Annotated in this window: 20 protein-coding genes and 1 tRNA gene; 7 read left to right on the forward strand and 14 right to left on the reverse strand. The window is 67.5% G+C overall.

The window, feature by feature from the left end; genetic code table 11:
* Nucleotides 1–1524 (forward strand): ATP-binding response regulator, encoded by a 1524-nt coding sequence (locus tag EIP75_RS11115; protein WP_125243334.1) that lies wholly within the window; start codon nt 1–3, stop codon nt 1522–1524.
* Between the two features lie 52 nt (nt 1525–1576).
* Here EIP75_RS11115 and EIP75_RS11120 read toward each other — a convergent pair whose 3' ends face one another.
* From EIP75_RS11120 to EIP75_RS11150, 7 genes are all read right to left on the reverse strand, one after another.
* Nucleotides 1577–1945 (reverse strand): response regulator transcription factor, encoded by a 369-nt coding sequence (locus EIP75_RS11120; protein WP_158622822.1) that lies wholly within the window; start codon nt 1943–1945, stop codon nt 1577–1579.
* Nucleotides 1946–2384: 439 nt separating this feature from the next.
* A tRNA-Phe gene (locus EIP75_RS11125) sits at nt 2385–2460 on the reverse strand.
* 48 nt (nt 2461–2508) lie between these two features.
* Nucleotides 2509–3330: a response regulator gene (locus tag EIP75_RS11130; protein ID WP_125243336.1), complete on the reverse strand. Its 822-nt coding sequence runs from the start codon at nt 3328–3330 to the stop codon at nt 2509–2511.
* 25 nt (nt 3331–3355) lie between these two features.
* The gene (locus EIP75_RS11135) at nt 3356–5668 is read right to left on the reverse strand and encodes a sensor histidine kinase (RefSeq protein ID WP_125243337.1); all 2313 of its coding nucleotides are present in this window, start codon (nt 5666–5668) and stop codon (nt 3356–3358) included.
* A gap of 10 nt (nt 5669–5678) precedes the next feature.
* Nucleotides 5679–6269 carry a DUF4390 domain-containing protein gene (locus EIP75_RS11140; RefSeq protein WP_125243338.1) on the reverse strand — a complete coding sequence of 197 codons (591 nt, stop codon included), beginning with the start codon at nt 6267–6269 and terminating at the stop codon, nt 5679–5681.
* A gap of 2 nt (nt 6270–6271) precedes the next feature.
* Nucleotides 6272–7666 carry a 16S rRNA (cytosine(967)-C(5))-methyltransferase RsmB gene (gene rsmB / locus EIP75_RS11145; RefSeq protein WP_125243339.1) on the reverse strand — a complete coding sequence of 465 codons (1395 nt, stop codon included), beginning with the start codon at nt 7664–7666 and terminating at the stop codon, nt 6272–6274.
* 60 nt (nt 7667–7726) lie between these two features.
* Complete coding sequence (locus EIP75_RS11150) at nt 7727–8584, reverse strand: GNAT family N-acetyltransferase (protein WP_125243392.1); 858 nt, start codon at nt 8582–8584, stop codon at nt 7727–7729.
* A gap of 163 nt (nt 8585–8747) precedes the next feature.
* Between EIP75_RS11150 and ptsP the strand changes: the two genes are divergently transcribed.
* Entirely contained in the window at nt 8748–10544 is a 1797-nt protein-coding gene (ptsP, locus tag EIP75_RS11155; RefSeq protein WP_125243340.1) for a phosphoenolpyruvate--protein phosphotransferase, read from the forward strand.
* A gap of 46 nt (nt 10545–10590) precedes the next feature.
* On the opposite strand, the gene EIP75_RS11160 is transcribed toward ptsP, so the two are convergent.
* Entirely contained in the window at nt 10591–12486 is a 1896-nt protein-coding gene (locus EIP75_RS11160; RefSeq protein WP_125243341.1) for an ATP-binding cassette domain-containing protein, read from the reverse strand.
* A gap of 178 nt (nt 12487–12664) precedes the next feature.
* On the opposite strand from EIP75_RS11160, the gene EIP75_RS11165 reads away from it, so the two are divergent.
* Nucleotides 12665–14644 (forward strand): sensor histidine kinase, encoded by a 1980-nt coding sequence (locus EIP75_RS11165; RefSeq protein WP_125243342.1) that lies wholly within the window; start codon nt 12665–12667, stop codon nt 14642–14644.
* Complete coding sequence (locus tag EIP75_RS11170; RefSeq protein WP_125243343.1) at nt 14641–15411, forward strand: response regulator; 771 nt, start codon at nt 14641–14643, stop codon at nt 15409–15411. The genes EIP75_RS11165 and EIP75_RS11170 overlap by 4 nt, the downstream gene beginning before the upstream one ends.
* Before the next feature lie 21 nt (nt 15412–15432).
* Here the strand turns inward: EIP75_RS11170 and gshB are convergent, their stop codons facing one another.
* From gshB to glnK, 6 genes are all read right to left on the reverse strand, one after another.
* Nucleotides 15433–16419 carry a glutathione synthase gene (gene gshB / locus EIP75_RS11175; RefSeq protein ID WP_125243344.1) on the reverse strand — a complete coding sequence of 329 codons (987 nt, stop codon included), beginning with the start codon at nt 16417–16419 and terminating at the stop codon, nt 15433–15435.
* A complete protein-coding gene (locus EIP75_RS11180; RefSeq protein ID WP_125243345.1) occupies nt 16416–17615 on the reverse strand; it encodes a benzoate/H(+) symporter BenE family transporter in 1200 nt (399 codons plus the stop codon). Before EIP75_RS11180 ends, gshB begins: the two co-directional genes overlap by 4 nt.
* Nucleotides 17616–17656: 41 nt before the next feature.
* Nucleotides 17657–19543 carry a potassium transporter Kup gene (locus tag EIP75_RS11185; protein ID WP_199758560.1) on the reverse strand — a complete coding sequence of 629 codons (1887 nt, stop codon included), beginning with the start codon at nt 19541–19543 and terminating at the stop codon, nt 17657–17659.
* Nucleotides 19544–19613: 70 nt separating this feature from the next.
* A complete protein-coding gene (gene gshA / locus EIP75_RS11190) occupies nt 19614–20909 on the reverse strand; it encodes a glutamate--cysteine ligase (RefSeq protein WP_125243346.1) in 1296 nt (431 codons plus the stop codon).
* Between the two features lie 211 nt (nt 20910–21120).
* Nucleotides 21121–22665: an ammonium transporter gene (locus tag EIP75_RS11195; RefSeq protein ID WP_125243347.1), complete on the reverse strand. Its 1545-nt coding sequence runs from the start codon at nt 22663–22665 to the stop codon at nt 21121–21123.
* 90 nt (nt 22666–22755) lie between these two features.
* The gene (glnK, locus tag EIP75_RS11200) at nt 22756–23094 is read right to left on the reverse strand and encodes a P-II family nitrogen regulator (RefSeq protein WP_125243348.1); all 339 of its coding nucleotides are present in this window, start codon (nt 23092–23094) and stop codon (nt 22756–22758) included.
* Between the two features lie 369 nt (nt 23095–23463).
* Between glnK and EIP75_RS11205 the strand changes: the two genes are divergently transcribed.
* The 3 genes from EIP75_RS11205 (at nt 23464) to EIP75_RS11215 (ending at nt 26767) form a co-directional block, all read left to right on the forward strand.
* Entirely contained in the window at nt 23464–25038 is a 1575-nt protein-coding gene (locus EIP75_RS11205) for a YifB family Mg chelatase-like AAA ATPase (protein ID WP_125243349.1), read from the forward strand.
* Between the two features lie 128 nt (nt 25039–25166).
* A complete protein-coding gene (locus EIP75_RS11210) occupies nt 25167–26423 on the forward strand; it encodes a hypothetical protein (RefSeq protein WP_125243350.1) in 1257 nt (418 codons plus the stop codon).
* A gap of 23 nt (nt 26424–26446) precedes the next feature.
* Nucleotides 26447–26767: a hypothetical protein gene (locus EIP75_RS11215; protein WP_125243351.1), complete on the forward strand. Its 321-nt coding sequence runs from the start codon at nt 26447–26449 to the stop codon at nt 26765–26767.
* The last annotated feature ends 5 nt before the right edge of the window (nt 26768–26772 follow it).

The following is a 26772-nucleotide window of genomic DNA, read 5'->3' on the forward strand; positions in this document are numbered from 1 at the left end:
ATGGTCAACATCCTGGTTGTGGAAGACGACCGCATCGTCGCGCGCGACATCCGGCAGCAGCTCGAGGCCATGGGCCATGCCGTGACTGCCATGACCGCGGACGGCGCGGACGCCGCAGCGCTGGCGAGCGCATCGAAGGCCGACATCGTCCTCATGGACATCCGGCTGGCCGGGCCGGTGGATGGCATCCAGGCCGCCCAGACCATCCGTGAGCAGTGCGACATCCCGGTCATCTTCCTGACAGCCTATGCGGACGACGAGACCATCCGCCGGGCCAACCTGACCGAGCCTTTCGGCTACCTGCTCAAGCCGTTCGAGACCACGCAGCTTCGTACCGTGGTCGAGATGGCGCTTTACAAGCATGCCGCCGAGCGCCGGCTGCGCCAGAGCGAGCGCCGTTACGCCGCGACACTGGCCAGCATCGGCGACGCCGTCATCGTGGTAGACCCGGGCGCTGTGGTGTCCTACCTCAACCCCGTCGCGCTGCGGCTCACGGGTTGGACGTCGGCCGAGGTCGCGGGACGCCCTCTTGAAGAGGTGTTCCGCATCGTCGAGGAGACGACGCGTGAGCCCCTGCGGTCCACTGCACTGGAGGTCCTGCAGGATCCGGAGCAGGGTGCGCCGCTGGTGCGCAATGCCTTGCTGCTCTCCCGCACGGGCGAGGAGTGGCCGGTCGAGGAGCAGAGTACGCCCCTCGCTGGTGACCGCGAGCCTTCGGCCGGCGCCGTGCTCGTGTTCCGCGAGCTGTCACGCCGCCGCGCCATGGAGCACGCGTTGCGTGTTGCACACCGGGAGCTTGGGAAGGCCTCCCTGCTCACAAGCATGGGCGAGGTCACGGCCTCGATTGCGCACGAAGTCAACCAGCCGCTGGCCGCCATCGTGACCAACGCCAGCGCAGGCCTGAACTGGCTTAGAAAGGCCGCGCCCGAGATAGAGGAGGCACGTCAATGCTTGGAGCGCATCAAGTCGGACGGCAGCCGCGCGGGCGAGGTCATTGCCAGCCTGCGAGCCCTGGTGAAGAGCGCGGCGTCTTCGGTCGACGTGCTGGATGTGCAGTCACTGGTGCTGCAGGCCGTGGAACTGATGCGCCCTGAGCTGGACCGCCATGCGGTGCGACTGCAGGTGCAGTTTCCCCACCAGCGCCCGCAGGTGCTGGCAGACCGCGTGCAGATTCAACAAGTCCTCATCAATCTGATCGCCAATGCCATAGACGCCATGGCAGAGCGGACGACTGGGGGACGAAGCTTGGACATCAGCATGCGGACCGAGGCTGCCGCGAGCAGAGTCCATCTTGCCATTGGCGATACAGGTTCAGGCCTGCCGCCTGGCGCTGCCAACGACATCTTCAAACCGTTCTTCACCACCAAGGCCGATGGCATGGGCATGGGGTTGTCCATCTGCCGAACCATCGTGGAAGCGCATGGCGGTACCCTGGTCGCTGCGCCCAGGCTTCCCTGCGGGGCCGTGCTGGCCTTCGACTTGCCGCTGGCGGCGGGGATGGCAGCGCATCCTGCCACGGGCTGAGAGTCCGGTGGGGCTCAGCCCGTGAGCTGCCACTGGCGCTGGGGTAGCCCCGCTACTTCTCCAGCGCTTTCGCCAGACAGTCCATGAGGGCTTCGGTCGTGAAGGGCTTGGTCAGCAGGCAGCACGCGCCGAGGGCATCGGAGCGTTCAGCGTAGCCTCTTGCCTTGTGAGCGGTCATGAAGATCACGGGCTGTTGGTGGCCGGCCGCGCGCAGGCGTTCGAGCAACTCGAAGCCGTTTGCATCCGGCATGACCACGTCGCTGAGGAAGCACCCGAACTCTGACAGTCTCGGCGATGCAAGCATGGCTTGAGCATCGCGGAACGCCTCGGACCGTATGTCAAACGACGCCAGAAGGCTGCCGATGGCTTCTCGTAAGGAGGCGTCGTCGTCAATGATGGCAACGACCGTACCTGCGTTCAAAAGAAGGCCTCCATTGAGAGGCCTGTGTAGCCAACGGAAGAGTAGAAGGGATGCTGCATGGCCGTGCGTGCGCACTCAAGCGCGGAGGAACAGGCCGCTCGCATCGAATGACCATTCCAGGCATCTTAACTGCTTGGTCTGCCGCGCACACCTATACCAAAGCACGAGGCTCTGAGCACTGGGGTGGCTTGCCCCGGGGAACGAGGCTTTCCTGGGAGAGCAGGCTGTCATCCGCCCATCGCCATATGGCCCAAGAGCATATTCCTGTTGCGGTTGTCAGCGCGACCGGCAAGCCGATGTACAGGACGCCGATGCCAGTGACCGAAGCGATGTGAGATGCCATGGTGTACCTGCTTGGTGTACCAATCCAGGCGGGCAGCGACATGCGGCACAAGTAAAAAGCCCCTGACTCCGTTAGGAATCAAGGGCTTGGCATTTGTGGTGGCCAAGGGCGGAATCGAACCACCGACACGCGGATTTTCAATCCGCTGCTCTACCGACTGAGCTACTTGGCCATCAACCCGATCTGCGCTGTAGCGATCTCGGGAAACCAAGAGTATATATCAGTTTGCGACCGCTTTGCGATTGCGGCTGAGATCGACGCCCAATTGTTTGAGCTTGCGGTAGAGGTGGGTGCGCTCCAGGCCGGTCTTTTCGGCCACGCGGGTCATGCTGCCGCCTTCGCGGGCCAGGTGGAACTCGAAGTAAGCGCGTTCGAAATCGTCGCGGGCTTCGCGCAGGGGGCGGTCCAGCTCGAACAGTTGCTCATGCGCCAGACCGCTGGACAGCGCGCCAGCAGCGCCGTGGCCGTTGTGCAGGCCATGTGCGGCCGGGTGGTGGCCATGGCTGCTGTGCAGCGGCTGGTTGCCGATCACATCGGTGCTGCGAAGCGGCACCACCTGTGAGGGCGCGTTGTGGTGGTACGAGGGCGCGGCCGTGATGGGGGTGACGCTGGCCAGGTGAGGGGTGCCAGGCATGCCCAGGCCCACAGGGCGTGACAGCGGTGCGGGTGTGGCGGGGGCAGGCTTGGCCAGACCCTGCTCGACCGCGCGCAGCAGCTTCTGCATGGTGATGGGCTTTTCCAGGAAAGCCTGGGCGCCCACCTTGGTGGCCTCGACGGCGGTGTCGATGGTGCCGTGGCCCGACATCATGATCACGGGCATCGTGAGCTGGCCGTTGGCGCCCCATTCCTTGAGCAGCGTGACACCGTCCACATCAGGCATCCAGATGTCCAGCAGCACCAGATCGGGGTTGCAGCGCTCGCGCATGGTGCGGGCCTGGGCGGCGTTCTCGGCCAGTTCGACGGAGTGGCCTTCGTCGGTCAGGATGTCCGACAGCAGGGCCCGAATGCCCAGTTCGTCGTCAACTACAAGGATGGTTGCCATGAATTTTGTGTCTCTGTGGTGTGCGCTACACGCCTGGATGCGCCGCCACGGGAGTATGGGATGACAGCTTTGAAAATGATAGCGAAACTTGTGCCCCTCTCAAACCGCCGGGCGCTGAGGGATTGCCAGGGGATTCCAGGTTTCGCAGCCGCACGGTGGCGTCGTGTTCGTCGGCGATCTTCTTGACCACGGCCAAGCCCAGGCCCGTGCCGTGTGATTTCGTGGTGACGTAGGGTTCGAACGCCCTTTTGAGCACCTGTTCTGGAAAACCGGGTCCGTTGTCTCGGATCACGAGTCGAACGGCAGGGGTGTGCCCCGGTGGGTTCTGCCGCACTTCGGTGAGCAGCGTGACGCGCGGTGGGCGGGTGTCGTCGCTGGCTGTCGTCTGCACGGCATCAAGCGCATTTTGCACCAGGTTGTGCACAACCTGGCGTAACAGGGTGGCATCGCCCAGGATGTGGGGCAGGTCGTGCGCCAGTTGAACGGTCAGCAGGCCGCTCTCGACGGCCTGGCCGTACAGGGCCAGGACATCGTTGACCAGGGTGTTGAGGTCCAGCGGCGCCAGCCGTGACGAGGGCAGGCGCGCAAAGTCGCGGAACTCGTTGATCAGTGTCTTGAGCGCCTGCACCTGGGTGACGATGGTGGTGACGGAGCGGTTGAGCAGGTGCTGGCCGGGCTCGTCCAGCTTGGCCTCCAGCTTCATCTGCAGGCGCTCGGCCGACAGCTGGATGGGCGTGAGCGGGTTCTTGATCTCGTGCGCCACACGCCGCGCCACCTCGCCCCAGGCCTTGGAGCGCTGGGCCGACACCAGCTCGCTGATGTCGTCGAACACGATCAGGCGGGCGTCGGCGGGCAGGTCGGCACCGCGCACCAGCAGGGTCTGGGCCGCGGCCTTCGGGTCCTCAGGGTTGGTGCTGCCGCCCTCGGCCAGGGGGCGCTCGAAGGATTCCTGCCATTGCTGGCGCTCGCCGGGTTCGGGGTCGCTGGCGTAGGACGCGAAGCGCTCGTCGATGGACACGGCCAGGGCCTGCAGGCCGGGCACGGCATGGAGCGGCTGGCCGCGGTAGGCCGACAGTGGCGCCCGCAGGATGCGCGTGGCGCCGGGGTTGACGGTGTCGATCAGGCCGTGCCGATCGAACACGATCACGCCCGAGGTCAGGTTGTCCAGGATGGTCTGCACGTGCACATAGGCGCTGTCGACCTGCAGGGCGCTGATCTCGGCCTGCGTGCGGGCATCGGCCAGTTGCTGGGTCATGGCCGCGAAATCGCGGGTCAGGCCGCCGAGTTCGTCCTTCGAGGCGAAGATGGGCTTGGGACTGAGGTCGCCGCCAGCCACGTCGCGCACGCCTTCGGCCAGCAGCAGCAGGGGGCGGGCCAACTGCTGGCCGAGGATGGCGGCCAGCACCATGGCGCCGAACACCGCCAGCACCAGCGACAGCGTCAGCGTGCCGATGTACATGCTGCGCAGCCCTTCACGCCCCAGCGAGCGTTGCTGGTATTCACGGTAGGCGTTCTGCACGTCCAGCGCATTGCGCACCAGATCGGCCGGCAGGCGCTGCTGCACCAGCAGGAAGTGGCCGCGGCCCTGCAGGCTGAAGCTGCGGTCGGGCATCCAGGCCAGTGCGATGACGCGGGGGGTGTCGCCCTCGTCCAGGCCGTCGATCAGGGAGATGACGCCTTTCTGGCGGGCATCCTGCCGCCAGGTGGCGTTGACGCGCTGGGTGCGCAACTGCGTGGCGGTGTCGCCGCCCACGCGGGTCTCGACCATGCCGGATTCGCTGACCAGGGCGATGGATTCGGCGCCCAGTTGCTCGCGCAGGCGCTCGAGCTCCAGCAGTTGCGGGGCGGTGTCGATGAGGCGCTGGCTGGGCAGGATGGACATGCGCTCGGCGGCCAGCTGGGTTTTTTGCCCCAGGTCCTGGCTGAGGGTGTCGAGTGTGTTGCGGCCCAGGTTGAGCCCGGCTTCCAGCGCCCCTTCGACGCGCACGTCGAACCAGGTCTCGATGCTGCGCGAGACGAACTGGTAGGACACACCATAGATCAGCAGGCCCGGCACCAGGGCCACCAGCGCGAAGATGCTGGCCAGCTTGAGCAGCAACTGGCTGCCGAACTTGCGCCGGCGTATGCGCAGCGCCAGGGTGCCCAGGGCCAGCACGATGGCCAGGCCGAGCAGCGAGGCGATGGCCACGTTCGTCCAGAACAGCCAGGCGAACAGGGGCTCGAAGCGCTCGCGGTTCTGCGTGGCGAACACCAGCATGAAGGCCAGCACGAGGCCGGCGCCCAGCATGGCCAGGCCGGCGACGATCCAGGCCCAGCGGTTGGCCTTGATGGTGCTCATCTCTGAAGACTCATCGGGTGGCGGGAACGGCCAGGCGGCGCTGCACGGCCAGCGTCCATTCGTTCTGGTCGCTCAGGCCGATCTGAAGGGGGCGGGGCAGCTCGTCGCGGTCGAGCTCGAAACTGAACTCGATGTAGTGGCTGCGGTCGTCGGGCGCGGGCGCGCCGTCCATGATGCGCCAGCGGCTGCTGCGCTGCAGCACGCCCAGCGCCTCGGTGAGGCTGGCGTAGTGCTGGCTCAGGCCGTCGAAACTGACGCGCCAGCGGCGGGTGAGGGGCTGGTAGGCCAGGCGCCAGCGGCGTTCGGCCACGGCGCGGGAGCGGTCGCTCCAGTACCAGCGTTCGCGAAACACCTCGGCACGGGCTACGAACACCACCGCCACGCCTTTGTAGAGCGCGTCTTCCACGTCCCGCGGCAGGTCGAAATGCACGTCGTAGCTCAGCACCAGGCCGTCCTCGGCGCGCTGGACCTGCAACTGGGTGAGCTCGACCTGGGGCTTGCCGCTGGTGGTGATCTGCGCGTGGACGGCCCCGGCCATGGCGGCTGCGGCCACGGTGGTGGCGACTCGCAGCAAAAAGACGCGACGGCGGGACTCGGGCATGGTCAGCGGGTGGCGGACTTGCTCAGCAAGGCGTAGTAGAAGCCATCCCCCGGATCGCGAGGGCCGGCAGACTCGGCGGGGCTGCCCGTGGGGACCGCCTCAAGGTATTCGACCACAGGCAGCAGGTGGCCTGGGGCCGGCAGGCGGCTCGCCTGGGGCTGGCGTTGCAAAAATGCGTCGATGCGCTGCTCGCCCTCCTGCTTGAAGAGCGAGCAAGTGCAGTAGAGCAGATGGCCTCCTGGCGCCAGCAGGGGCCACAGGGCGTCGAGCAGGCGGTCCTGGGTCTCGGCCAGGGCGGGGATGTCGCTGGCGCGGCGCAGCCAGCGGGCGTCCGGGTGGCGGCGCACGATGCCGGAACCGCTGCAGGGCGCGTCCAGCAGGATGGCGTCGAAGGGGCGGCCGTCCCACCAGGCGCTGGTGTCGGCGGCGTCGGCCGCGCGGGTGGTGGCACGGGCCGTGGCGGGCAGGTGCAGGCGCTGGAGGGTGTCGTCCACGCGGCGCAGGCGGGCGGCATCAAAGTCCAGGGCCAGCACGTCCAGGTCGGCGGTTTCCAGCAGGTGGGCGGTCTTGCCGCCTGGGGCGCTGCAGGCATCGAGCACCCGGGTGCCCGGCATCAGGCGATCGCCCAGCGCTTCGAGCAGCAAGGGTGCGGCGCGCTGGGCCGAGGTGTCCTGCACGGACACGTCGCCTTGCTCGAACCCGGGCAGCAGGTGCACCGGCACGGCCTGGGTGAGCAACAGCCCGTCGCCGAGCACCGGGGTGGCGTTCAATCCGGCGTCCTGCAGGCGGGCGAGGTAGGCCTCGCGCGTGCCGTGGCGCCGGTTGACGCGCAGCACCATGGGGCCGGGGTGCTGGTTGGCCTGCAGCAGGGCCTGCCAGTGATCGGGCCAGTCCTGCTTCAACTGGTCGATCCACCAGCGGGGGTGGTTCCAGCGCGCTTCTTCATCCTGCTCGGCCTGGGCGAGCAGGGCATCGCGCTCGCGCAGGAAACGGCGCAGCACGGCATTGACCATGCCCGAGGCCGGTCTGGCCTGGCGCTTGGCCGCGTCCACGGCCTGGTCGACCAGGGTGTGCGGGCTGTACTCTGTGCCGCAGGCCAGGGCCAGGGCCGACAGCAGCAGGCCATCGACCGAGGGGGCTGGCGCGCGCGGCACCAGCAGCGCGCGCAGCCGGCGCGCCAGGCCCAGGCGGCGCATCACGGCGAAGGACAAGGCCTGGGTGCCGGGTCGCACGGCGGGCGGGCAGGCGTCCAGCGCGTCGGTCAGCGATCGCCCGGCCTGCACGGCGGCCACGGCATCGGCGCAGTGGCTGAGCAGGCGCCACAAAGGCGGGGCGCCGGCGGGGCTGGCAGGGGCATTCCGGGATGCGGAATGCGGAGGTCGGGACGGAGCAGGCATGGCGCGCAGTCTATGCGCTGCGCGTGTAGTTTCGTGAAGCGGGGGGCAGGGGCCAGGCGGTCAGGCGCCCAGGAAGTGGCGGCGGTAGCGGGCCGGCAGGTCGGCGATGCGCATCATCATGGGCAGGTCGGCGGTGTTGAAATCAGGGTCCCAGGCGGGTGCGCCCAGGATCTTGGCGCCGCAGCGCAGGTAGCCCTTGATCAGCGCGGGCGGCTCGACGGCCAGGTGGCTGTCCAGGTCGGCCACGGGCAGGGGCAGGCGGGGGCGCACCTGCCACTCGATGGGGGCCAGGTGGGTGTGGCGCAGCTGCTCCCACAGGCTGGCGGCCACGTGGCCGCCGTCACGCATGCTGATGCTGGCGCAGCCGATCATGGTGTCCAGGTCGTTGCGCACCATGAACTCGGCCAGCGCGCCCCACAGGGCCAGGATCACGCCGCCCTGGCGGTGGTCGGGGTGCACGCAGGAGCGGCCCAGCTCGACCATCTTGCCGCGCAGCGGGCGCAGGCGGGTCAGGTCGAACTCGGTCTCGCTGTACAGGCCGCCCACGCGTTTGGCCGCTTCCGGCGTCAGCACGCGGTAGGTGCCGATCACCTCGCCGGGCTCGCCGCCTTGGCCTTCCAGGCGCACCAGCAGGTGCTCGCAGTAGGGATCGAACAGGTCGATGTCATGGCCGGGCGGGCTGCCGGCGGGCACGCTCAGGCGCGCCCCCATCTCGTCGGCGAAGATCTGGTGCCTCAGGCGCTGGGCCGCGAGAACATCCTGCGCAGTGCGCGCCCAAACGACTTCCAGTTTCGGGGCTGCGGCAGCATCGGGGGGTGTTGAGCCACGATGAAGGGACCTCCGGGACGGCGCGGAGCCGCGTGCGAGCGAAGGGCTCAGGTCCGACAGTGGCAGGGTGGGCAAAGGCAGGTCCCGCATCGTCATCTCCGGTTGGTCGTTGATGCACGGCAGTGTGGGCGGCGGGCATGACCGCGCCATGAACCTTGTGTGACGGAACCATGACGCAGGGCAAGACCCTGACGGGCTGCATCCTGGTTAAATCCGGAGTCCCTTCCACCGCCTGAACTGCTAGCATCCCCACATGAGCATCCAGATCTTCGGCCTGCCAGTTTCACGGGGGGTGGCCATCGGCCGCGCCGTGCTGATTGCGTCCGGACGTGTGGACGTGCCTCACCACTTCGTCGATCCTGCCCGGGTCGACGAAGAAATCGCACGCCTGACCGAGGCCCGCGACACGGTGGCGGTCGAGTTCGATGCCCTCAAGCGCGATCTGCCCAGCGACGTGCCGGCCGAACTGGCCGCCCTGCTGGACGTGCACCAGATGCTGCTGCAGGACGAGGCCCTGATCGGGGCCGCCGGCGACTGGATCCGCGAGCGCCACTACAACGCCGAGTGGGCGCTGTCGGCGCAGCTCGAGGTGCTGGCCCGGCAGTTCGACGAGATGGAAGACGCCTACCTGCGCGAGCGCAAGGCCGACCTGGAGCAGGTGGTCGAGCGATTGCTGCGGGTGCTGGGCCGAGGGGTGGGCCTGCCCGCCATGCAGCCGCACGCACGCGATTTCGGCGGCGATGAGCCGCTGGTGCTGGTGGCCAGCGATATTTCACCTGCCGACATGCTGACCTTCAAGCGCAGCGTGTTCACGGGCTTCGTCACCGATGTCGGCGGCAAGACCTCGCACACCGCCATCGTGGCGCGCAGCATGGACATCCCCGCGGTGGTGGGGGCGCGCCAGGCCAGCGGCCTGATCCGGCAGGACGACTGCATCATCATCGACGGCGACGCCGGCCTGGTGATCGTCGATCCCTCGCCCATCGTGCTGGAGGAATACCGCTTCCGCCAGCGCCAGAGCGAGCTCGAGCGCAGCCGCCTGGCCCGCCTGCGGCACACGCCGGCCGTCACGCTCGACGGCGAGCGCATCGAGCTGCTGGCCAACATCGAGATGCCCGAAGACGCGCCCGTGGCGCTGGAGGCGGGTTCGGCCGGTGTGGGCCTGTTCCGCAGCGAGTTTTTGTTCATGGGACGCGGCATCGACCTGCCCGATGAGGAAGAGCAGTACGGTGCCTACCGCCGCGCGGTCGAAGGCATGAACGGCCTGCCGGTCACCATCCGCACGGTCGACATCGGCGCCGACAAGCCGCTGGAGGGCATGACGCAGAGCGAGCTGCGCCACGAATCGGTGCTGAACCCGGCGCTGGGCTTGCGGGCCATCCGCTGGAGCCTGTCAGAGCCCAGCATGTTCCGCCGCCAATTGCGCGCGCTCTTCCGGGCGGCCGCCCATGGGCCGGTCAAGATCCTGATCCCGATGCTGGGCAGTGCCCACGAGATCCGCCAGACGCTGGAGCAGGTGGCGCTGGTGCAGCGGCAACTGTCTGAATCGGGCAAGCCGATCGGCAAGGTGCAGCTGGGCGCCATGATCGAGGTGCCGGCCGCGGCGCTCACACTGCCGATCTTCCTGAAGCACTTCGATTTCCTGTCGATAGGCACGAACGACCTGATCCAGTACACGCTGGCCATCGACCGCGCCGACGAGGCCGTGGCCCACCTGTACGACCCGTGGCACCCCGCGGTGCTCAACCTGGTCTACCAGACCATCCAGCAGGCCAATGCCGCCGGGCGCGGCGTGAGCGTGTGCGGTGAAATGGCAGGCGATCCGGCCTTCACCGAACTGCTGCTGGCCATGGGCCTGCGCAGTTTCTCGATGCACCCCACGCAGGTCGCGGCCGTCAAGCAGCGCGTGCTGCGCGCCGACACGCGCCGTCTGGCCGGTGCCGTCGACATCGTGCTGGCCAGCGACGAGCCCGAGAAGGCCTGGGCCGAGGCCCAGGTGGCGGGTGGGGCGCCCGCCCTGTCACCCGCGCGTCTGGCTTCCGTGGCCTGACCCGCTCTCTGCGGGCTCTGTGGGCCTGGTGTGAGCCCTGAGCGCCTCAGGCGCCGCCCAGTGTTTCCCAACGTTCGAGCAAGCCCAGCAGTTCTTCGTCGATGCTGGCGTGGCGCGCCTGCAGGCCGGCGATGCTGTGCGCGTCCTGCTTCTTGTAAAGATCAGGGTCGGCCAGCGCCGCGTTCAGTTGGGCCTGCTCCTCTTCCAGGGCTTCGATGCGGCCCGGTAGCTCGTCCAGCTCGCGCTGTTCCTTGTAGCTGAGCTTCTTCTTGGGCTGGCTGGTCACCGGCGGGGGCGCAACGGGCGCGGAGGCTGCCGGCGCAGGCGCTGCGGCGGCCTTGGGCGGGGTCGACTTGGACGCCGCCAGGGCCTGGGCACGGCGCGACTGGATCAGCCAGTCCTCGACACTGCCTTCGTACTCGCGCCAGCGGCCTTCGCCCTCGGCCACGATGGAGCTGGTGATCACGTTGTCCAGGAAGCGCCGGTCATGGCTGACCAGGAACACGGTGCCCGGGTAGTCGGCCAGCAGGTCTTCCAGCAGGTCCAGCGTGTCGATGTCCAGGTCGTTCGTGGGCTCGTCGAGCACCAGCACGTTGCTGGGACGCGCGAACAGGCGCGCCAGCAGCAGGCGGTTGCGCTCGCCACCGCTGAGCGTGCGCACGGGCGAGTTGGCGCGGGCAGGCGAGAACAGAAAATCCGTCAGGTAGCTCATCACGTGCTTGCGCGAGCCGTTGATCTCGATCCATTCGCTGCCCGGGCTGATGAAGTCGGCCAGCGTGGCATCGAGGTTGAGGTTGTCGCGCATCTGGTCGAAGTAGGCCACGCCCAGGTTGGCGCCCTGGCGCACCGTGCCGCTGTCGGGGGCCAGCTCGCCCAGGATCAGCTTGAGCAGCGTGGTCTTGCCGGCGCCGTTGGAGCCGATCAGGCCGACCTTGTCGCCGCGCAGGATGGTGCCGGTGAAGCCCTTGACGATGTCGCGATCGCCATAGCGCTTGGACACGTCTTCCAGCTCGGCCACGATCTTGCCGCCGCGCTCGCCCTGCGACACCTCCAGCTTCACGCGGCCGATCACGTCACGGCGCGAGGCGCGGGTGTCTCGCAGCACCTCCAGGCGCTTGATGCGGGCCACGCTGCGGGTGCGGCGGGCCTCCACGCCCTTGCGGATCCAGACCTCTTCCTGCGCCAGCAGCTTGTCGGCCCGGGCGTTGGACAAGGCCTCATCCGCCAGTTGCTGGGCTTTGAGCGCCTCATAGGCCGCGAAGTTGCCGGGGTAGGAGCGCAGGGTGCCACGGTCCAGCTCGACGATGCGGGTGCACACGGCATCCAGGAAGGCGCGGTCGTGGCTGATCAGGAAGACGCTGCCCTTGAAGGCGACCAGCAGTTCTTCCAGCCAGGTGATGGCGTCCAGGTCCAGGTGGTTGGTCGGCTCGTCGAGCAGCAGCACATCGGGGCTGGCCACCAGCGCGCGGGCCAGGGCCACGCGCTTCTTGGTGCCGCCCGACAGGCCGTCGATGGGCAGTTCGGGCGCCAGGCGCAGGCGCTGCAGGGTCTCGTCCACGCGCTGTTCCCAGTTCCAGCCGTTGCGGGCCTCGATCTGGGTCATCAGGGCGTCCAGATCCTCGCCATCGGCATGGGCCTCGAAGCGCTCGCGCAGGCTGCGGATGTCGCCCAGGCCTTCGCTCACGGTGCTGAACACGGTGGCGCCCGGGGCGAAATCGGGCTCCTGCGGCACATAGGCCAGCTCGGTGCCGCTCTGCATCTGCAGCAGACCGTCGTCCGGCTTTTCCAGGCCGGCCAGGATCTTGAGCAGGGAGGATTTGCCCGTGCCGTTGCGGCCGATCAGGCCGACGCGTTCGCCGGTTTCGAGCGAGAAGGCGGCATTGTCGAGCAGGGCGACGTGGCCGAAGGCCAGTTGGGCCTGGCTGAGGGTCAGAACGGCCATGGTGGGTGGGCAGGCGAAAAATGGGGGAAAAACGGCAGGAGCGACGACAAAGGCGGGCCCATCCGGAAACAGTCGGCATGTGGCCGAATCCCCGATTGTCGCCGCTTCGGCGCGGTATGGCCAATTCCCTGAAGGAGCGGGGGTGCGCGGCGCGGTGGACAAGGTCACAATCTCGGCCATGCACGATCGACATTGGATCGCCAGCCGGGCCCGCGTGGCGGCGCACCGGCGCCTGAGCCCCTCCGGGCTTGCGCTCTGGGGGCTGCTGTGCGCGTGCCTGCTGGCGCTGGTGTGCTGCTTGCCCGTGCGCGCGGCCGAATCTGCTGCGGCGGCGCCCGCTGAAATCCACCCCTGGGTGGCCTTGCCGCTGGGGCAGGTCACCGAGCTGCCCGAGGCCTGCCTGCTGGCCGATCTGCAACCCGGCCTGCCCCCGGGTGATGCGGCACCGTGGCTGCACGTGCATTTGCCTCACCGCTGGAAGGACACGCACGCCGGCTTCGAAGGCTCCATGTGGTATCGGTTCCGCATCACGCTGCCTGCGGCACCGGATGCGCCCTGGGCCGTGTACCTGCCGCGGGTGGTGATGAACGCGCAGGTGTGGGTCAACGGCGTGGCGCTGGACTACACCGGCTCCATGGCCGATCCGGTGACGCGGCACTGGTACGTGCCCCTGTTGTTCAGCGTGCCGGCGAACCTGTGGAAGCCGGGCGAGAACATCGTCCACGTGCGCGTGGCCAGTGGCTACCAGGCGCGCAACGGCCTGGCGCCCATCCAGATCGGTCCGGTGGACACCGTGGCCACCGTCTACAAGCACCGCAAGTGGGCCCAGGTCGATGGGGTGCAGATCGCCCATGTCGCCATGATCTCGCTGGGCCTGGTGATGGTGATCGTGTGGCTGCGTGACCGGGCGCAGTCGGCCTTCGGCTTCATGGGGGCATCGGCCCTGTTCTGGGGGCTGAGCACCTTGATGATGATCAGCCCGACGCCACTGACCGACCTGCTGGTCTGGGAGCGCCTGAGCTTCACGGCCACGGTGTGGTACCAGCTGGCGCTGACGGCCTTCTTCTTCCGCTTCACCGAACGGCCCTGGCCCTGGGTGGACCGGCTGGTCGTCACGATGGCGCTGCTGGTGCCGGCCTACTACCTGTTCTTCCCGCGCTTCGAGATCACGGCGGCCATCTACGCCCTGATCTACGGCATGGCGCTGACGGGCATGGTCGCGGCCATCGGCCACGTGCTGCGCACCCGCCGGCCCGATGGCGCCTGGCTGGTGCTGGGCTGCGCGCTGGTGGTGCCGGCCGGCGCGCACGACGTGATGGTGCAACTGGGCAGCCTGCCCTTCGATTCGGTGTACTGGCTGCCGCTGGCCGGCCCCAGCATGATCGCCTGCAGCTTCATGATCCTGGCGGGTGACTATGCCCGCTCGCGCCAGGCGCTGGCCGACCTCAACGCCAGCCTGGCCAGCCGCGTGGCCGAACGCGAACAGGCCCTGCGAGAGAGCTTCGAGCGCCTGGCCGCGCTGGAAAGCGCCCAGGCCGTGTCGGCCGAGCGCAGCCGCATCCTCAAGGACATGCACGATGGCGTGGGCGCCCACCTGACCTCGGCCCTGCGCCAGCTGCAGGGCCCGCCCGATACCCCGGTCGACGTGCCCCTGGTCACCCAGACCTTGCGCGATTCGCTGGATCACCTCAAGCTCTCGATCGATGCGATGTCGCTGCAGCCGGGCGATGTGGTGGGCCTGCTGGCCAGCTGGCGCTTTCGCCTCACGCCGCGCCTGAAAGCCGCCGGGCTGGAGCTGGTGTGGGATGTGGACGACCTGCCGTCCTGGCCGCCCGGCCAGACGCCGGTGCTGCGCCAGGTGCAGTACATCCTGTTCGAAGGCCTGTCCAATGTGCTGCAGCACTCGGGGGCGACGCGGCTGGTGCTGTCGGCCCGCGTGTTCGACGACCACCTGCGCCTGAGCCTGATCGACAACGGCCGCGGCTGGCACACCTCGCCCAAGGCCTCGGGCCATGGCCTGCAGACCATGCAGGGCCGGGCTTCGCTGATCGGTGCGAGGCTGGAGTTCCTGGTGCCCGCGCAGGGCGGTCTGGAGTTGCGCCTGAGTCTGCCGCGCACGGCCCGGCAGCCCGGTCCTGCCTTATCCTCGGCGGCATGAACCCGAACGAATCCAGTGTGTGGCGTGTCGTGGTGGTGGAAGACAACCACCAGCACCGTGAGTTCCTCGAATCCTGCGTGCAGGCCCACCCGGCGCTGAGCCTGTCGGGTGCGTTCTCGACCCTGGCGCCGGCGCGCCACTGGTTCGCGCAGCACGAGGCGGATCTGCTGCTGATCGACCTGGGCCTGCCCGATGGCAGCGGTCTGACCCTGATGCGCGAGGTGCACGCCCGCTGGCCGGCCTGCGACATGCTGGTCGTCTCGATGTTCGGGGATGAAGAGAACGTGGTCGCCAGCATCGAAGCCGGCGCCGTGGGCTACGTGCACAAGGACGATGACGCCGCCGACATTGCGCAGACCCTGCTGGCCGTCAAGCAGGGCGCCTCGCCCATCTCGCCGATGATCGCGCGGCACCTGCTGCGCCGCATGCAGCCCCTGGCCAGGCCCGAGGCCCCGCATGCGGATGCGCTGGCTGCACCGGTGGCAGTGGAGGGCACCGAGGGTACGTCGGGCGATGAAGCCGCCCCCGTGGTGCTGTCGCGCCGGGAGCAGGAGGTGCTGGAGTTCATCGCGCGGGGCTTCTCATACGCCGAGATCGCCCGCCAGCAGGGCATCACCGTGCACACGGTGCAGACCTACATCAAGAAGCTCTACGGCAAGCTGGCCGTGCACTCACGCAGCGAGGCCGTGTTCGAGGCGCACCGCCTGGGGCTGCTGGACACCTTCAGCGCGCCGGCCCGGGCCGATGGGGCCGCGGCCAAGCGCTGAGGGCCGCGCTGACTTGCGTGCTTACTCGCGGTAGTCGGCCGTGGTGGCCTGCGCGGCCGTGGCTGCGGCCACCTGCTGCTCCAGCGCATCGATGAAGCGCGAAGCCACATCCCAGCCCGTCTGCTGCGTGATCTCCTGAAAGCACGTGGGGCTGGTCACGTTGATCTCGGTCAGGCGGTCGCCGATGATGTCCAGGCCCACCAGCAGCAGACCGCGCGCGGCCAGGATTGGGGCCAGGGTCTCGGCGATGGCGCGGTCGCTGGCGCTCAGCGGCTGGGCCACGCCCTTGCCGCCGGCCGCCAGGTTGCCGCGCACCTCGGTGCCCTGCGGGATGCGGGCCAGCGCGTAAGGCACCGGCTCGCCGCCGATCAGCAGCACGCGCTTGTCGCCCTGCGTGATGGCCGGCAGGTAGCGCTGCGCCATGATCGTGCGGGTGCCCAGCAAGGTCAGCGATTCGAGGATGCTGCCCAGGTTCAAGGCGTCCTGCTTGACGCGGAAGATGCCGGCGCCGCCCATGCCGTCCAGCGGCTTGAGGATCACATCGCCATGCTCTGCGTGAAAGGCCTTGAGCGTGTCCACGTCCGAGCTGACCAGCGTGGGTGCGATGAACTGGGGAAACTCCAGGATCGCCAGCTTCTCGGGGTGCTCGCGCAGGGCCTGCGCACGGTTGAACACGCGCGCGCCTTCTCGCTCGGCCTGGGTCAGCAGGTGGGTGGCGTAGAGGTACTCGGTGTCGAAGGGCGGGTCCTTGCGCATCACCACCGCATCCATGTCGCGCAGCGCGATGCGGGCTTCTTCTTCCACGGTGAACCAGGCCAGCTCATCGCCCGTCAGGCGGATGCGGCGCGCTGCCGTGCCCACGGGGTGGTCCTGGCGCCAGCCCATCTCGCGCGCCTCGCAGGCCCACAGTTCGTGGCCGCGGCGGGCGGCCTCGCGCATCATGGCGAAGGTGCTGTCCTTGTAGGTCTTGAAGGTGGCCAGCGGGTCGGCGACGAACAGCAGTTTCATGGCGAATCGGCGGAATCGGGTGAGGGAGCCCTGTAGTGTTCCACGAACAGCGCGATCGTGCCGGCGACCAGCCCCCAGAAGGCCGAGCCCACGCCCCACAGCGTCATGCCCGACAAGGTGACCAGGAAGGTGATCAAGGCCGCTTCACGGTGTGCCGCGCCGCTCAAGGCCGTGGCCAGGCCACCCCCGATGGTGCCCAGCAGGGCCAGGCCGGCCACGCCCATCACCAGCGCCGGCGGAAACGCCGCCAGGATGCCCGCCACGGCGCCGCCCAGCAGGCCCATCAGCACATAGAACAGCCCCGACCACAGGGCGGCCGTGTAGCGCTTGCCTGGTTCGTCATGGGCGTGCGGGCTGAGCACGATGGCCGCCGTGATGGCTGCCAGGTTGAAGGTGTAGCCGCCAAAGGGCGCCAGCAGCAGCGTGAACACGCCCGACCAGCTCATCAGCGGCGACACGGGGGGTTTGTAGCCCGCCACGCGGATGGCCGACACGCCAGGCACCGCCTGCGAGGCCATGGTCACGATGAACAGCGGCACGCCCATGCCCAGCACCGCCTGCCACGACCAGGCCGGCATCACCGGCACGGGCACGGCCAGCCCGCCTTGCAGCGCCGACGGGTTGAGCAGGCCGTGCGCCAGGGCCACCACCGTGCCACCCAGCAGCACGCCCAGCACCGCGAAGCGCGGCCACCAGCGCCGTCCGACCAGGTACAGCAGGAACATGGTGATGACCAGCCCCGGCTGCTCGGTGGTACCGGCAAAGGCCAGCAGGGCGAACTTGGTCAGGATGCCGGCCAGCAGCGCGGCGGCCAGCGTGATCGGGATGCGGTTCATCAGCTTGTCGAACCAGCCGGTCAGGCCCGACAGCAGCATCAGCGCACCGCACACCAGAAAGGCCCCCACCGCTTCGGGCATTGAAATGCCCCCCGCCCCGCCGGCCGCTGCGGCGATCACGGCGGCGCCTGGTGTGGACCAGGTGATCAGGATGGGGATGCGTGTCCACAGCGACAGGCCAATGGTGCCCAGGCCCATGCCGATGCCCAGCGCCCACACCCAAGAGGCCGTCTGCGCCGGCGTGGCACCCAGTGATTGCGCCGCATGGAAGACCAGCGCGATGGTGCTGGTGAAGCCCACCAGCATGGCCACGAACCCTGCGGCCACGGCGGCGAAGGACGAATCGGCCACCGCCCGCAGCAGGCGCGGGATCAGGGCGTTGTCGGAAGTGGGTGAGGTGCTCAGATCTCGACCTTGGAGCCCATCTCGATGACGCGGTTGGCAGGCAGGCTCAGGAAGTCAGCGACACCGGACGCGTTGCGGTGCATGGAGGCAAAGAGTTTTTCACGCCAGGGCGCCATGCCGCTGCCGATGGTGGGAATGACGATGTCGCGCGACAGGAAGTAGCTGGTCTCCATGTCGTCGAGCTTGACGCCGCGCTGCTTGAGCAGCTTGAGTGCCTCGGGCACATCGGGCTCGTTCTTGAAGCCGAAGTGCAGCATCACCTGCCAGCAGTCCTTGCCCAGCGATTTGAGCTCCACGCGCTTTTCGAAGCCGATCCAGGGCACCTCGTGCGAGCGCACCGTGACGAACATGTTCTGCTCGTGCAGCACCTTGTTGTGCTTGAGGTTGTGCAGCAGGGCGTTGGGCGTGGTGCCCGCATCGGCGATCAGGAACACGGCCGTGCCGGGCACGCGCGTGGGCGGGCTGGAGAACACCGCGTCCAGGAAGGGTTCGAGCTCGATGGAATCGGTGCGCAGGCGCTCGCTGAGCAGCGCGCGGCCTTCCTTCCAGGTCATCATCAGCGTGAACATCACCGCCCCGATCAGCAGCGGGAACCAGCCGCCATCGATCACCTTGACCACGTTGGCGCTGAAGAACAGCACGTCGATGACGAAGAAGAAGCCCGTGGCGAACAGGCACAGCGCCAGGGACAGCTTCCACGCGTAGCGGATCACGAAGAAGGTCATCACCGTGGTGATCAGCATGTCGATGGTGACGGTGATGCCGTAGGCCGCCGCCAGCTTGCTGGCCGAGCCGAAGAACACCACTGCCAGCACGATGCAGGCGTACAGCGTCCAGTTGACGAAGGGGATGTAGATCTGTCCTGTCTCGTTGACCGAGGTGTGCAGGATGCGCAGGCGAGGCAGATAGCCCAGCTGGATGATCTGCTTGGTGACCGAGAACGCTGCCGAGATCAGGGCCTGCGAGGCGATCACCGCAGCGAAGGTGGCCATCACCACCAGCGGGTACAGCGCCCAGTGTGGCGCCATCTCGAAGAAGGGGTTGTTGATGTTCTCGGGGTGCTGCAGCAGCATCGCGCCCTGGCCGAAGTAGTTCAGCACCAGGGCTGGCATGGCCAGCGCGAACCAGGCCACGCGGATGGGCTTCTTGCCGAAGTGGCCCATGTCGGCGTAGAGCGCCTCCACCCCTGTGGCGCACAGGATGATGGCGCTCAGGGCCACGAAGGCCAGCTGTGGGTGGTTGACGATGAAGCTCAGCGCGTAGTGGGGGCTCATCGCGGCCAGCACCGCGGGGTTGCGGGACACGTGGATGAAGCCCAGGACGGCCAGCACCAGGAACCACATCACCATGATCGGCCCGAAGAACTTGCCGATGCCGCCGGTGCCGTGCTTTTGCACCATGAACAGGATGGTCAGCACCACCAGCGTGATGGGCACCACGAAGCGCTCCAGCCCTGGGGCGGCCACTTTCACGCCCTCGACGGCCGAGAGCACCGACACCGCTGGTGTGATCACCCCATCGCCGAAGAAGATGGCCGTGCCGAAGATGCCGACGGCGAGCAGCAAGCGCCGCAGCGCCGGCTTGTCCTTCACGGCGGTGGAGGCCAGGGCCAGCATGGCGATCAGGCCGCCTTCGCCGTTGTTGTCGGCCCGCAGGATCAGCGTCACGTACTTGAGCGAGACGATGATCGTCAGCGTCCAGAACATCAGCGACAGGATGCCGAAGATGTTCTCCGCGGTGACCGGCAGGTGCCCGTGGGTGAAGGCTTCCTTGAAGGCGTACAGGGGGCTGGTGCCGATATCGCCATAGACAATACCGATGGCGCCCAGCGTGAGCGCGCCCAGCTGAGCGCGGCTCAGCGTTTCTTTGGAGCTTGGTTGCACGGAAACTCGTTGCAGATCGGCGGAAGCCGCATTGTGCCGTGAACCCAGCCCCAAATGTCAGCCCTGCATGTCAGTCGTAGACCTCGGCGTTCGGGTCGGTGGCCTCCAGCTCGTAGGCGGCGGCCAGCATGGCCAGGCGGCCCACCACGCCGTACATGTAGAAGCGGTTGGGCACGCTGGCGCCGGGTTTGGCGCCCGGCTTGGGCAGGTGCGAAGGCTCGGCAAAGCCCAGCGGCACGAAGCTCGAGCCCGGGGCGTTGAGGTTCTCGTCGATGCCGCGGTCGGCGTGCACGCGGTAGAAGCCCCCAATCACGTAGCGGTCCAGCATGTAGACCACCGGCTCGGCCACGGCGTCGTTGATCTGCTCGTAGGTGGGCACGCCCTCCTGGATGATCACGCGGGTGACCTCCTGGCCGTCTTTCACCACCGACATCTTGTTGCGGGTGCGGCGGTTCAGGTCGGCCAGGTCCTTCGCATCGCGCACGGTCATGATGCCCATGCCGTAGGTGCCGTTGTCGGCCTTGACGATGACGAAGGGCTTCTCGTTGATGCCGTATTCCTTGTACTTGCGGCGGATCTTGTTCAGCAGCGTCTCGACCTGCACCTGCAGGTTCTCGTTGATGGTGTCGTCCTGGAAGTTGATGTCGTCGCAGACGGCGTACATCGGGTTGATCAGCCACGGGTCCATGCCCAGCAGCTTGGCGAACTTCTTGGCGACTTCCTCGTAGGCCTGGAAATGCTGGCTCTTGCGGCGCACGGCCCAGCCGGCGTGCAGCGGCGGCAGCAGGTACTGCTCGTGCAGGCCCTGCAGGATCTCAGGGATGCCGGCCGACAGGTCGTTGTTGAGCAGGATGGTGCAGGGATCGAAGTGCTTGAGGCCCAGGCGGCGCTTGGTGCGCACCAGCGGCTCGAGCGTGAGCGTGTTGCCGTCGGGCAGGTTCAGCACGGTGGGCTCGGTGATGGTTTCATCGAGCGAGCCCAGGCGCACGTTCAGGCCGGCGGCCGAGAAAATCTCGACCAGGCGCGCGACGTTGGTCAGGTAGAACGAGTTGCGGGTGTGGCGCTCGGGGATCAGCAGCAGGTTCTTGGCTTCGGGGCAGATCTTCTCGATGGCGGCCATGGCGGCCTGCACGGCCAGGGGCAGCATCTCGGGCGTCAGGTTGTTGAAGCCGCCGGGATACAGGTTGGTGTCGACCGGGGCCAGCTTGAAGCCGGCATTGCGCAGATCGACCGAGGTGTAGAACGGGGGCGTGTGCTCCATCCATTCCAGGCGGAACCAGCGTTCGATGGCGGGCATGGATTCCAGCATGCGCTGTTCCAGCTCGTTGATGGGGCCGGTCAGCGCGGTGATCAGGTGTGGAACCATGGGGTGGTGCTCTTCGGTGTCGTGGCGGACATTGTAGGCCGGCCGTCGGGGGCGTTTTTCGTGACGATATGCCCAAGTGGGGATGCTTTGGCAGATTTCCAGGGGGTGTTCGCTGACGTTGGTCATTTGTCCGGAAATGCAAAAGGGCTGCCCGAAGGCAGCCCTTGAAGCTTGGCAGGGGATCCGCCCGGTGGCGGGGCCCCTTGGTCTATCACTTGTGATAGGCCGTTTCGCCGTGCGAGGTGATGTCCAGACCTTCGCGCTCTTCGTCCTCGGGGACACGCAGGCCCACCACCAGATCGACGATCTTGAAGGCGATCACGGAGACCACACCCGACCACACGATGGTGATCAGCACGCCCTTGAGCTGGATCCACAGCTGGCTGGCGATGGAGTAGTCGGCACCAGTCACCATGGTGACGGTCGTCCAGTCGGCCACCAGCGAGGGGCCACCCAGGTTGGGCGAGTTGAACACGCCGGTCAGCAGGGCACCCAGGATGCCGCCGACACCGTGCACGCCGAACACGTCCAGCGAGTCGTCCGCGCCCAGCAGCTTCTTCAGGCCGGTCACACCCCACAAGCAGATCAGGCCGGCCAGCAGGCCGATGATCAGGGCACCACCGATGCCGACGTTGCCGGCGGCGGGGGTGATGGCGACCAGGCCGGCGACGGCACCGGAAGCCGCACCCAGCATCGAGGCCTTGCCCTTGAGCAGCGACTCACCCAGGATCCAGCCCAGCACGGCGGCGGCGGTGGCTACCAGCGTGTTGGCGAAAGCCAGGGCGGCAAAACCGTTGGCTTCCAGGGCGGAGCCGGCGTTGAAGCCGAACCAGCCCACCCACAGCAGCGAGGCACCGACCATGGTCAGCGTCAGCGAGTGAGGGGTGAAGGATTCCTTGCCGTAGCCGATGCGCTTGCCCACCATGTAGGCACCCACCAGGCCAGCGACGGCGGCGTTGATGTGCACCACGGTGCCGCCGGCGAAGTCCAGCGCGCCGTGTTGCCAGATCAGGCCGGCCTTGCTGTTCATCTCGGCGACGACGTCAGCCGAGGTGTAGGCATCCGGGCCCATCCAGAACCAGACCATGTGGGCCATCGGGATGTAGCTGAAGGTGAACCACAGCACCATGAACAGCAGCACGGCCGAGAACTTGATGCGTTCGGCAAAGGCGCCGACGATCAGGGCGCAGGTGATGCCGGCGAACGTGGCCTGGAAGGAGGCGAACACGATCTCGGGGATCACGACACCCTTGCTGAAGGTGGCGCCATTGGCGAACGTGCCGGCGACGTTGTCCCAGATGCCCTTCATCATCAGACGATCGAAACCGCCGATGAAGGCATTGCCCTCCGTGAAGGCCAGGCTGTAGCCATACACGAACCACAGCACGGCGATCAGCGAGAAGGTCACCATGACCTGCATCAGCACCGACAGCATGTTCTTGCTGCGGACCAGGCCGCCGTAGAACAGGGCCAGGCCGGGCACGACCATCAGGATCACCAGGATGGTGGAGACCATCATCCAGGCGGTGTCGCCCTTGTTGGGCACGGGGGCTGCCGCGGCGGCAACAGGCGCGGCCGCGGAAGCGGCGGCTTCTGCGGCGGGTGCGGGTTCAGCGGCGGGCGCTGCTGCGGATGCGGTATCGGCTGCGGCCGAAGCTGCAACCGGGGTCGCCGTGGCGGCGTCCTGGGCGTGCGATACGCCCAGCAGACCGAACGCTGCGAGACCCAGTGCGAGCGACGCAATGAGTTTTCTCATGGATTGCCTCTTGGAATCGGGTTGAATGGACAGGTCGAAGCCGTGGTGCACCAGGCGGTGCCGGCGAAGTTCAGAAAATGGCGCAGGGCGTCAGAGCGCGTCCTTGCCGGTCTCGCCGGTGCGGATGCGGATGACCTGTTCGAGCGAGGTCACGAAGATCTTGCCGTCACCGATCTTGCCGGTGCGGGCAGCTGCTTCGATGGCTTCGATCACGCGGTCGAGGATGGACTCGTCGACGGCCGCTTCGATCTTGACCTTGGGCAGGAAATCGACCACATACTCCGCGCCACGGTACAGCTCGGTGTGGCCCTTTTGGCGACCGAAGCCTTTGACTTCGGTCACGGTGATGCCTTGCACGCCGATGGCGGACAGGGCCTCACGCACTTCATCAAGCTTGAACGGCTTGATGATGGCGGTCACCATTTTCATGAGGGGCTCCTTTAAAGATGGAAAGCTTTGCGGGAACTCAAACTGCACGATCCATGCCACCTCGGGCCTTCAGGGTGCACTCACAACCGTGCGCCTGACTTGGCACCAAGATAAGGCAATGAGGACATTGAGCACCGGCATGGTGCATTAATTTGGTGCATTTGTCTGCTGCGGCAGCGCTGCAAGGGTGTTTGCACTGTAGTGGTGCTGGTTGGTGTTGGGCGGTGCGCCAGCAGATGGTCCATCCTGGGGCTTGAGGTGAGGTCGCCCATCACCCTTCAGGGGGGCATGGCGTCCGGTTTTCCTCCACACAATGGGCGATCAGGCGTGAGCGTCGCTCGCAGCCCATCACAACATCAGGAAGACGACATGACCTTGGCAGTGGTCCGCAGCCGCGCGCTCGATGGCCTGAACGCGCCCGAAGTGACGGTGGAGGTGCACCTGGCCAATGGCCTGCCTTGTTTCACCCTGGTGGGCTTGGCAGACACCGAGGTCAAGGAGGCGCGCGAACGGGTACGTGCGGCTCTGAGCAACAGTGGCCTTGAGTTCCCGCACAACAAGCGCATCACGATCAATCTGGCGCCTGCCGATTTGCCCAAGGAATCCGGGCGCTTCGATTTGCCCATGGCCGTGGGCATCCTGGCGGCGCTGGGGCATGTGGATGCGCGCCAGCTTGAGGCGATGGAGTTCGCCGGCGAATTGTCGCTGGGCGGCGAGTTGCGGCCCGTGCGCGGCGCCCTGGCCATGGCACTGGCGCTGCGGCGCCAGGCCTCGGGCGATTCGTCTGGGCGTGATACCCGCCCAGCGCCGCCCGCTCGCAGCCTGGTGCTGCCCACCGACAGCGCCAGGCAGGCCGCACGGGTGGAGGGTGTGACCTTGCTGGAGGCGCAGCACCTGTCGCAGGTGGTGGCCGCGCTGCGGCCGCACCGCGATGGTGAGCCGCCGCCCGAACCACTGCGCGTGGCCCGCCCGGACGGCATGGTGGAAGAGTCCTTGTCCGCCGCCTTCGGCGATCTGCAGGACGTGAAGGGGCAGGGCGCGGCCAAGCGAGCGCTGGAAGTGGCGGCCGCCGGCGCGCACAGCCTGCTGATGGTCGGCCCGCCGGGCACGGGCAAGTCCATGCTGGCACGGCGCCTGGCCTCGGTGCTGCCGATGCTCACGCAGGATGAAGCACTGGAGGCCGCGGCCGTGCAGAGCCTGGCGGGCAGCTTCCGGCCGGAGGCCTGGCGCCACAGGCCCTGGCGTGCGCCGCACCATTCAGCGTCGTCGGTGGCATTGGTGGGTGGGGGCTCGCCGCCCAGGCCGGGTGAGATCTCCCTGGCCCACCGTGGCCTGCTCTTCCTCGATGAACTGCCCGAGTACGCCCGCGGGGCGCTCGAGGCCTTGCGCGAGCCGCTGGAAACCGGCCACATCACCATCTCCCGGGCGGCGCGGCGCCATGATTTCCCGGCCTGCTTCCAACTGGTGGCGGCCATGAACCCGTGTCCGTGCGGCCACCTGGGCAATCCGCTCAAGACCTGCCGTTGCACGCCCGAGCAGGTGCTGCGCTACCAGTCCCGCCTGAGTGGCCCCTTGCTCGACCGCATCGATGTGCAGGTGGAGGTGCCGGCCGTGAGCCCGGAGGTGCTGTCCGGCGCGCCCGATGGCGAGCCCAGCGCGGTGGTGGCCGAGCGCGTGCTGCGCGCCCAGACAAGGCAGCGTGCCAGGCAGGGTTGCCTGAACGCCGCACTGGACGGCAGCGGCCTGGACCGGCATGCCGCGCTGGAGCCGGCGGCCCAGCAGTTCCTCAAGGCGGCCAGCGCCCGGCTGGGATGGTCTGGACGGGGCTTTCACCGCGTGCTGCGGCTGGCACGCACCATCGCGGACCTGGCCGAGGTGGACACGGTGTCGGCCGCGCACGTGGCCGAGGCGATCCAGTACCGGCGGGCCTTGCCGGGCGCTTGAGGCCGCCGCGGCGTCTCCCACGTTCTAGGTGGTGCACGGGCAGGGCTGCCGTGCCACATTGTGAAGTTCAAGGGTGGCCCTGGCGTCGCTTCGAGAACCATACACAACCATGCAACAGGGGGCTCCCCATGTGGATGTCACGTTTGGCGGCATTGGCGGCCGTGCTCAGCCTGCAGGGCTGCGCTTACTTCACCACCTACAAATCCGATCTGGGTTCACCAACGACGGGCGTCTCTGTCGACATCAAGCAGCGCATGCTGTTGATGAACACCAAGATCGGCGATGCAGACGGCAAGGAGTGGAAGCGCATCTGCGTGGAGCCGAGCCCCGATGCACTGGCGTCTCTCGGCGCGAGCCTGGGCGCAAGCCATTCGACCCCGGTGGGGTCGAGCTCCCAGTTGTCGGCCGCCATCAATGAGAGCGCGGCCTATGTCGGCCTGAGGACGCAGTCCATCCAGTTGATGCGTGACGCCATGTACCGGGCCTGCGAAGCCTACATGAGCGGCGCCATCGGCAACGACGATTACCTGTTCCTGCAGCGGCGCTTCCAGGCCCAGGTGGTGGGCCTGCTGGCCATCGAGCAACTGACAGGCGCCATCGCCTCGCAACCGATCTCCGTGCACACCAATGCCTCGGCCTTGACCGGCGGCGGTGCGAATGCAGAGGCGGACCGTCTGGTGGAAGCTCAGAAGAATCTGGCGCAGCAGCAGGCGCGGCTCGATGAGCTCAAGGCAGTCCATGACGAGGCCCAGGCCAGCTTCCATGCCTTGGACCAGCAATCCGCGCCGCTCAAGGGCAAGGAAGAGTCCGCCCTGAGCGAGGCCGAGAAGAAGGCCCTGGCCGACACCAAGCTGGCACAGGATGAACTGAAGAAGGCCCACCGGGACGTCAACCTGCAGGCGCATCTTGTGGAGGTCTACCAGGAGGCGGTAGAGATCGCCGAGTCCGATTTCAAGGCGGCCAAGGGCCGAACCGCGGCGTCGACCTCCGGGTACTCCACGGCCCCCATGCGGATCGCGTCCAGGCCGGTGTCCGATCGTGCGGTCGAGAAGGTGGCCGATGCGGTGACCAACATTGTGAAGACGGTGTTCTCCGGCGCATTCAATGACGAAGGCGGGCGCTGCCTTCGCAAGCTCTATGCAAGCACGTCCGACGTGGAGTGGTCGAGGCTGACTCCGGTGTGCTTTTCCGTGGCCGTGCAGGATTACAAGGCCGCCGTGATCGAGGCCAAGGAAGACGTCAAGCGCAAGACGGGTGCCTCCGAGGTCGATGATGCGGCAGTGCAGAATGACCCCCGGGTGCAATCGACCCGGGCTGTGCGGGACGCATTGCAGTCGATCGTTCCCAAGGGGGCGGCTGTTCCGGGCAGCAGCACCCCACCGTAGTCGACCCCTGTCAGCGCTTTCACATGGACCACCTGCATTACCTCACTGTCGACCTCAGCGATGACACCGATGGCGTCGGCACCATCGAGGCCTCGGCCTCCACGGCGCCCGAGCAGGGCGATGCCGTGGATGCAGAGATCCAGCAGGTGCTGGGCTGGGCGTCGCGGCGCTTTCCTGGTGACCACGGCCCGCTGGACGAAGGCCATGCCTGGGACCACGACCTGCAGGTGACGCAGGAGCGCACTGGCGACCGTTTGTGGCGCACCGTGACGCTCACGATCAGTGCCTCCCCCGCGTTCATGGAGGCGTTCGCCGCGCACTTTGCCGAGGCGCTGGACGGCTGACCGCT

The organism is Aquabacterium soli (genome assembly GCF_003933735.1).
Lineage (GTDB): Bacteria > Pseudomonadota > Gammaproteobacteria > Burkholderiales > Burkholderiaceae_C > Aquabacterium > Aquabacterium soli.

Excerpts from the sequence above, each read along its gene's own strand:
- EIP75_RS11115 (WP_125243334.1), top strand. The coding sequence starts at position 1 with ATGGTCAACATCCTGGTTGTGGAAGACGACCGCATCGTCGCGCGCGAC.
- EIP75_RS11130 (WP_125243336.1), bottom strand. The coding sequence starts at position 3,330 with ATGGCAACCATCCTTGTAGTTGACGACGAACTGGGCATTCGGGCCCTG.
- EIP75_RS11135 (WP_125243337.1), bottom strand. The coding sequence starts at position 5,668 with ATGAGCACCATCAAGGCCAACCGCTGGGCCTGGATCGTCGCCGGCCTG.
- EIP75_RS11140 (WP_125243338.1), bottom strand. The coding sequence starts at position 6,269 with ATGCCCGAGTCCCGCCGTCGCGTCTTTTTGCTGCGAGTCGCCACCACC.
- rsmB (WP_125243339.1), bottom strand. The coding sequence starts at position 7,666 with ATGCCTGCTCCGTCCCGACCTCCGCATTCCGCATCCCGGAATGCCCCT.
- EIP75_RS11150 (WP_125243392.1), bottom strand. The coding sequence starts at position 8,584 with ATGCGGGACCTGCCTTTGCCCACCCTGCCACTGTCGGACCTGAGCCCT.
- ptsP (WP_125243340.1), top strand. The coding sequence starts at position 8,748 with ATGAGCATCCAGATCTTCGGCCTGCCAGTTTCACGGGGGGTGGCCATC.
- EIP75_RS11160 (WP_125243341.1), bottom strand. The coding sequence starts at position 12,486 with ATGGCCGTTCTGACCCTCAGCCAGGCCCAACTGGCCTTCGGCCACGTC.
- EIP75_RS11165 (WP_125243342.1), top strand. The coding sequence starts at position 12,665 with ATGCACGATCGACATTGGATCGCCAGCCGGGCCCGCGTGGCGGCGCAC.
- EIP75_RS11170 (WP_125243343.1), top strand. The coding sequence starts at position 14,641 with ATGAACCCGAACGAATCCAGTGTGTGGCGTGTCGTGGTGGTGGAAGAC.
- gshB (WP_125243344.1), bottom strand. The coding sequence starts at position 16,419 with ATGAAACTGCTGTTCGTCGCCGACCCGCTGGCCACCTTCAAGACCTAC.
- gshA (WP_125243346.1), bottom strand. The coding sequence starts at position 20,909 with ATGGTTCCACACCTGATCACCGCGCTGACCGGCCCCATCAACGAGCTG.
- EIP75_RS11195 (WP_125243347.1), bottom strand. The coding sequence starts at position 22,665 with ATGAGAAAACTCATTGCGTCGCTCGCACTGGGTCTCGCAGCGTTCGGT.
- glnK (WP_125243348.1), bottom strand. The coding sequence starts at position 23,094 with ATGAAAATGGTGACCGCCATCATCAAGCCGTTCAAGCTTGATGAAGTG.
- EIP75_RS11205 (WP_125243349.1), top strand. The coding sequence starts at position 23,464 with ATGACCTTGGCAGTGGTCCGCAGCCGCGCGCTCGATGGCCTGAACGCG.
- EIP75_RS11210 (WP_125243350.1), top strand. The coding sequence starts at position 25,167 with ATGTGGATGTCACGTTTGGCGGCATTGGCGGCCGTGCTCAGCCTGCAG.
- EIP75_RS11215 (WP_125243351.1), top strand. The coding sequence starts at position 26,447 with ATGGACCACCTGCATTACCTCACTGTCGACCTCAGCGATGACACCGAT.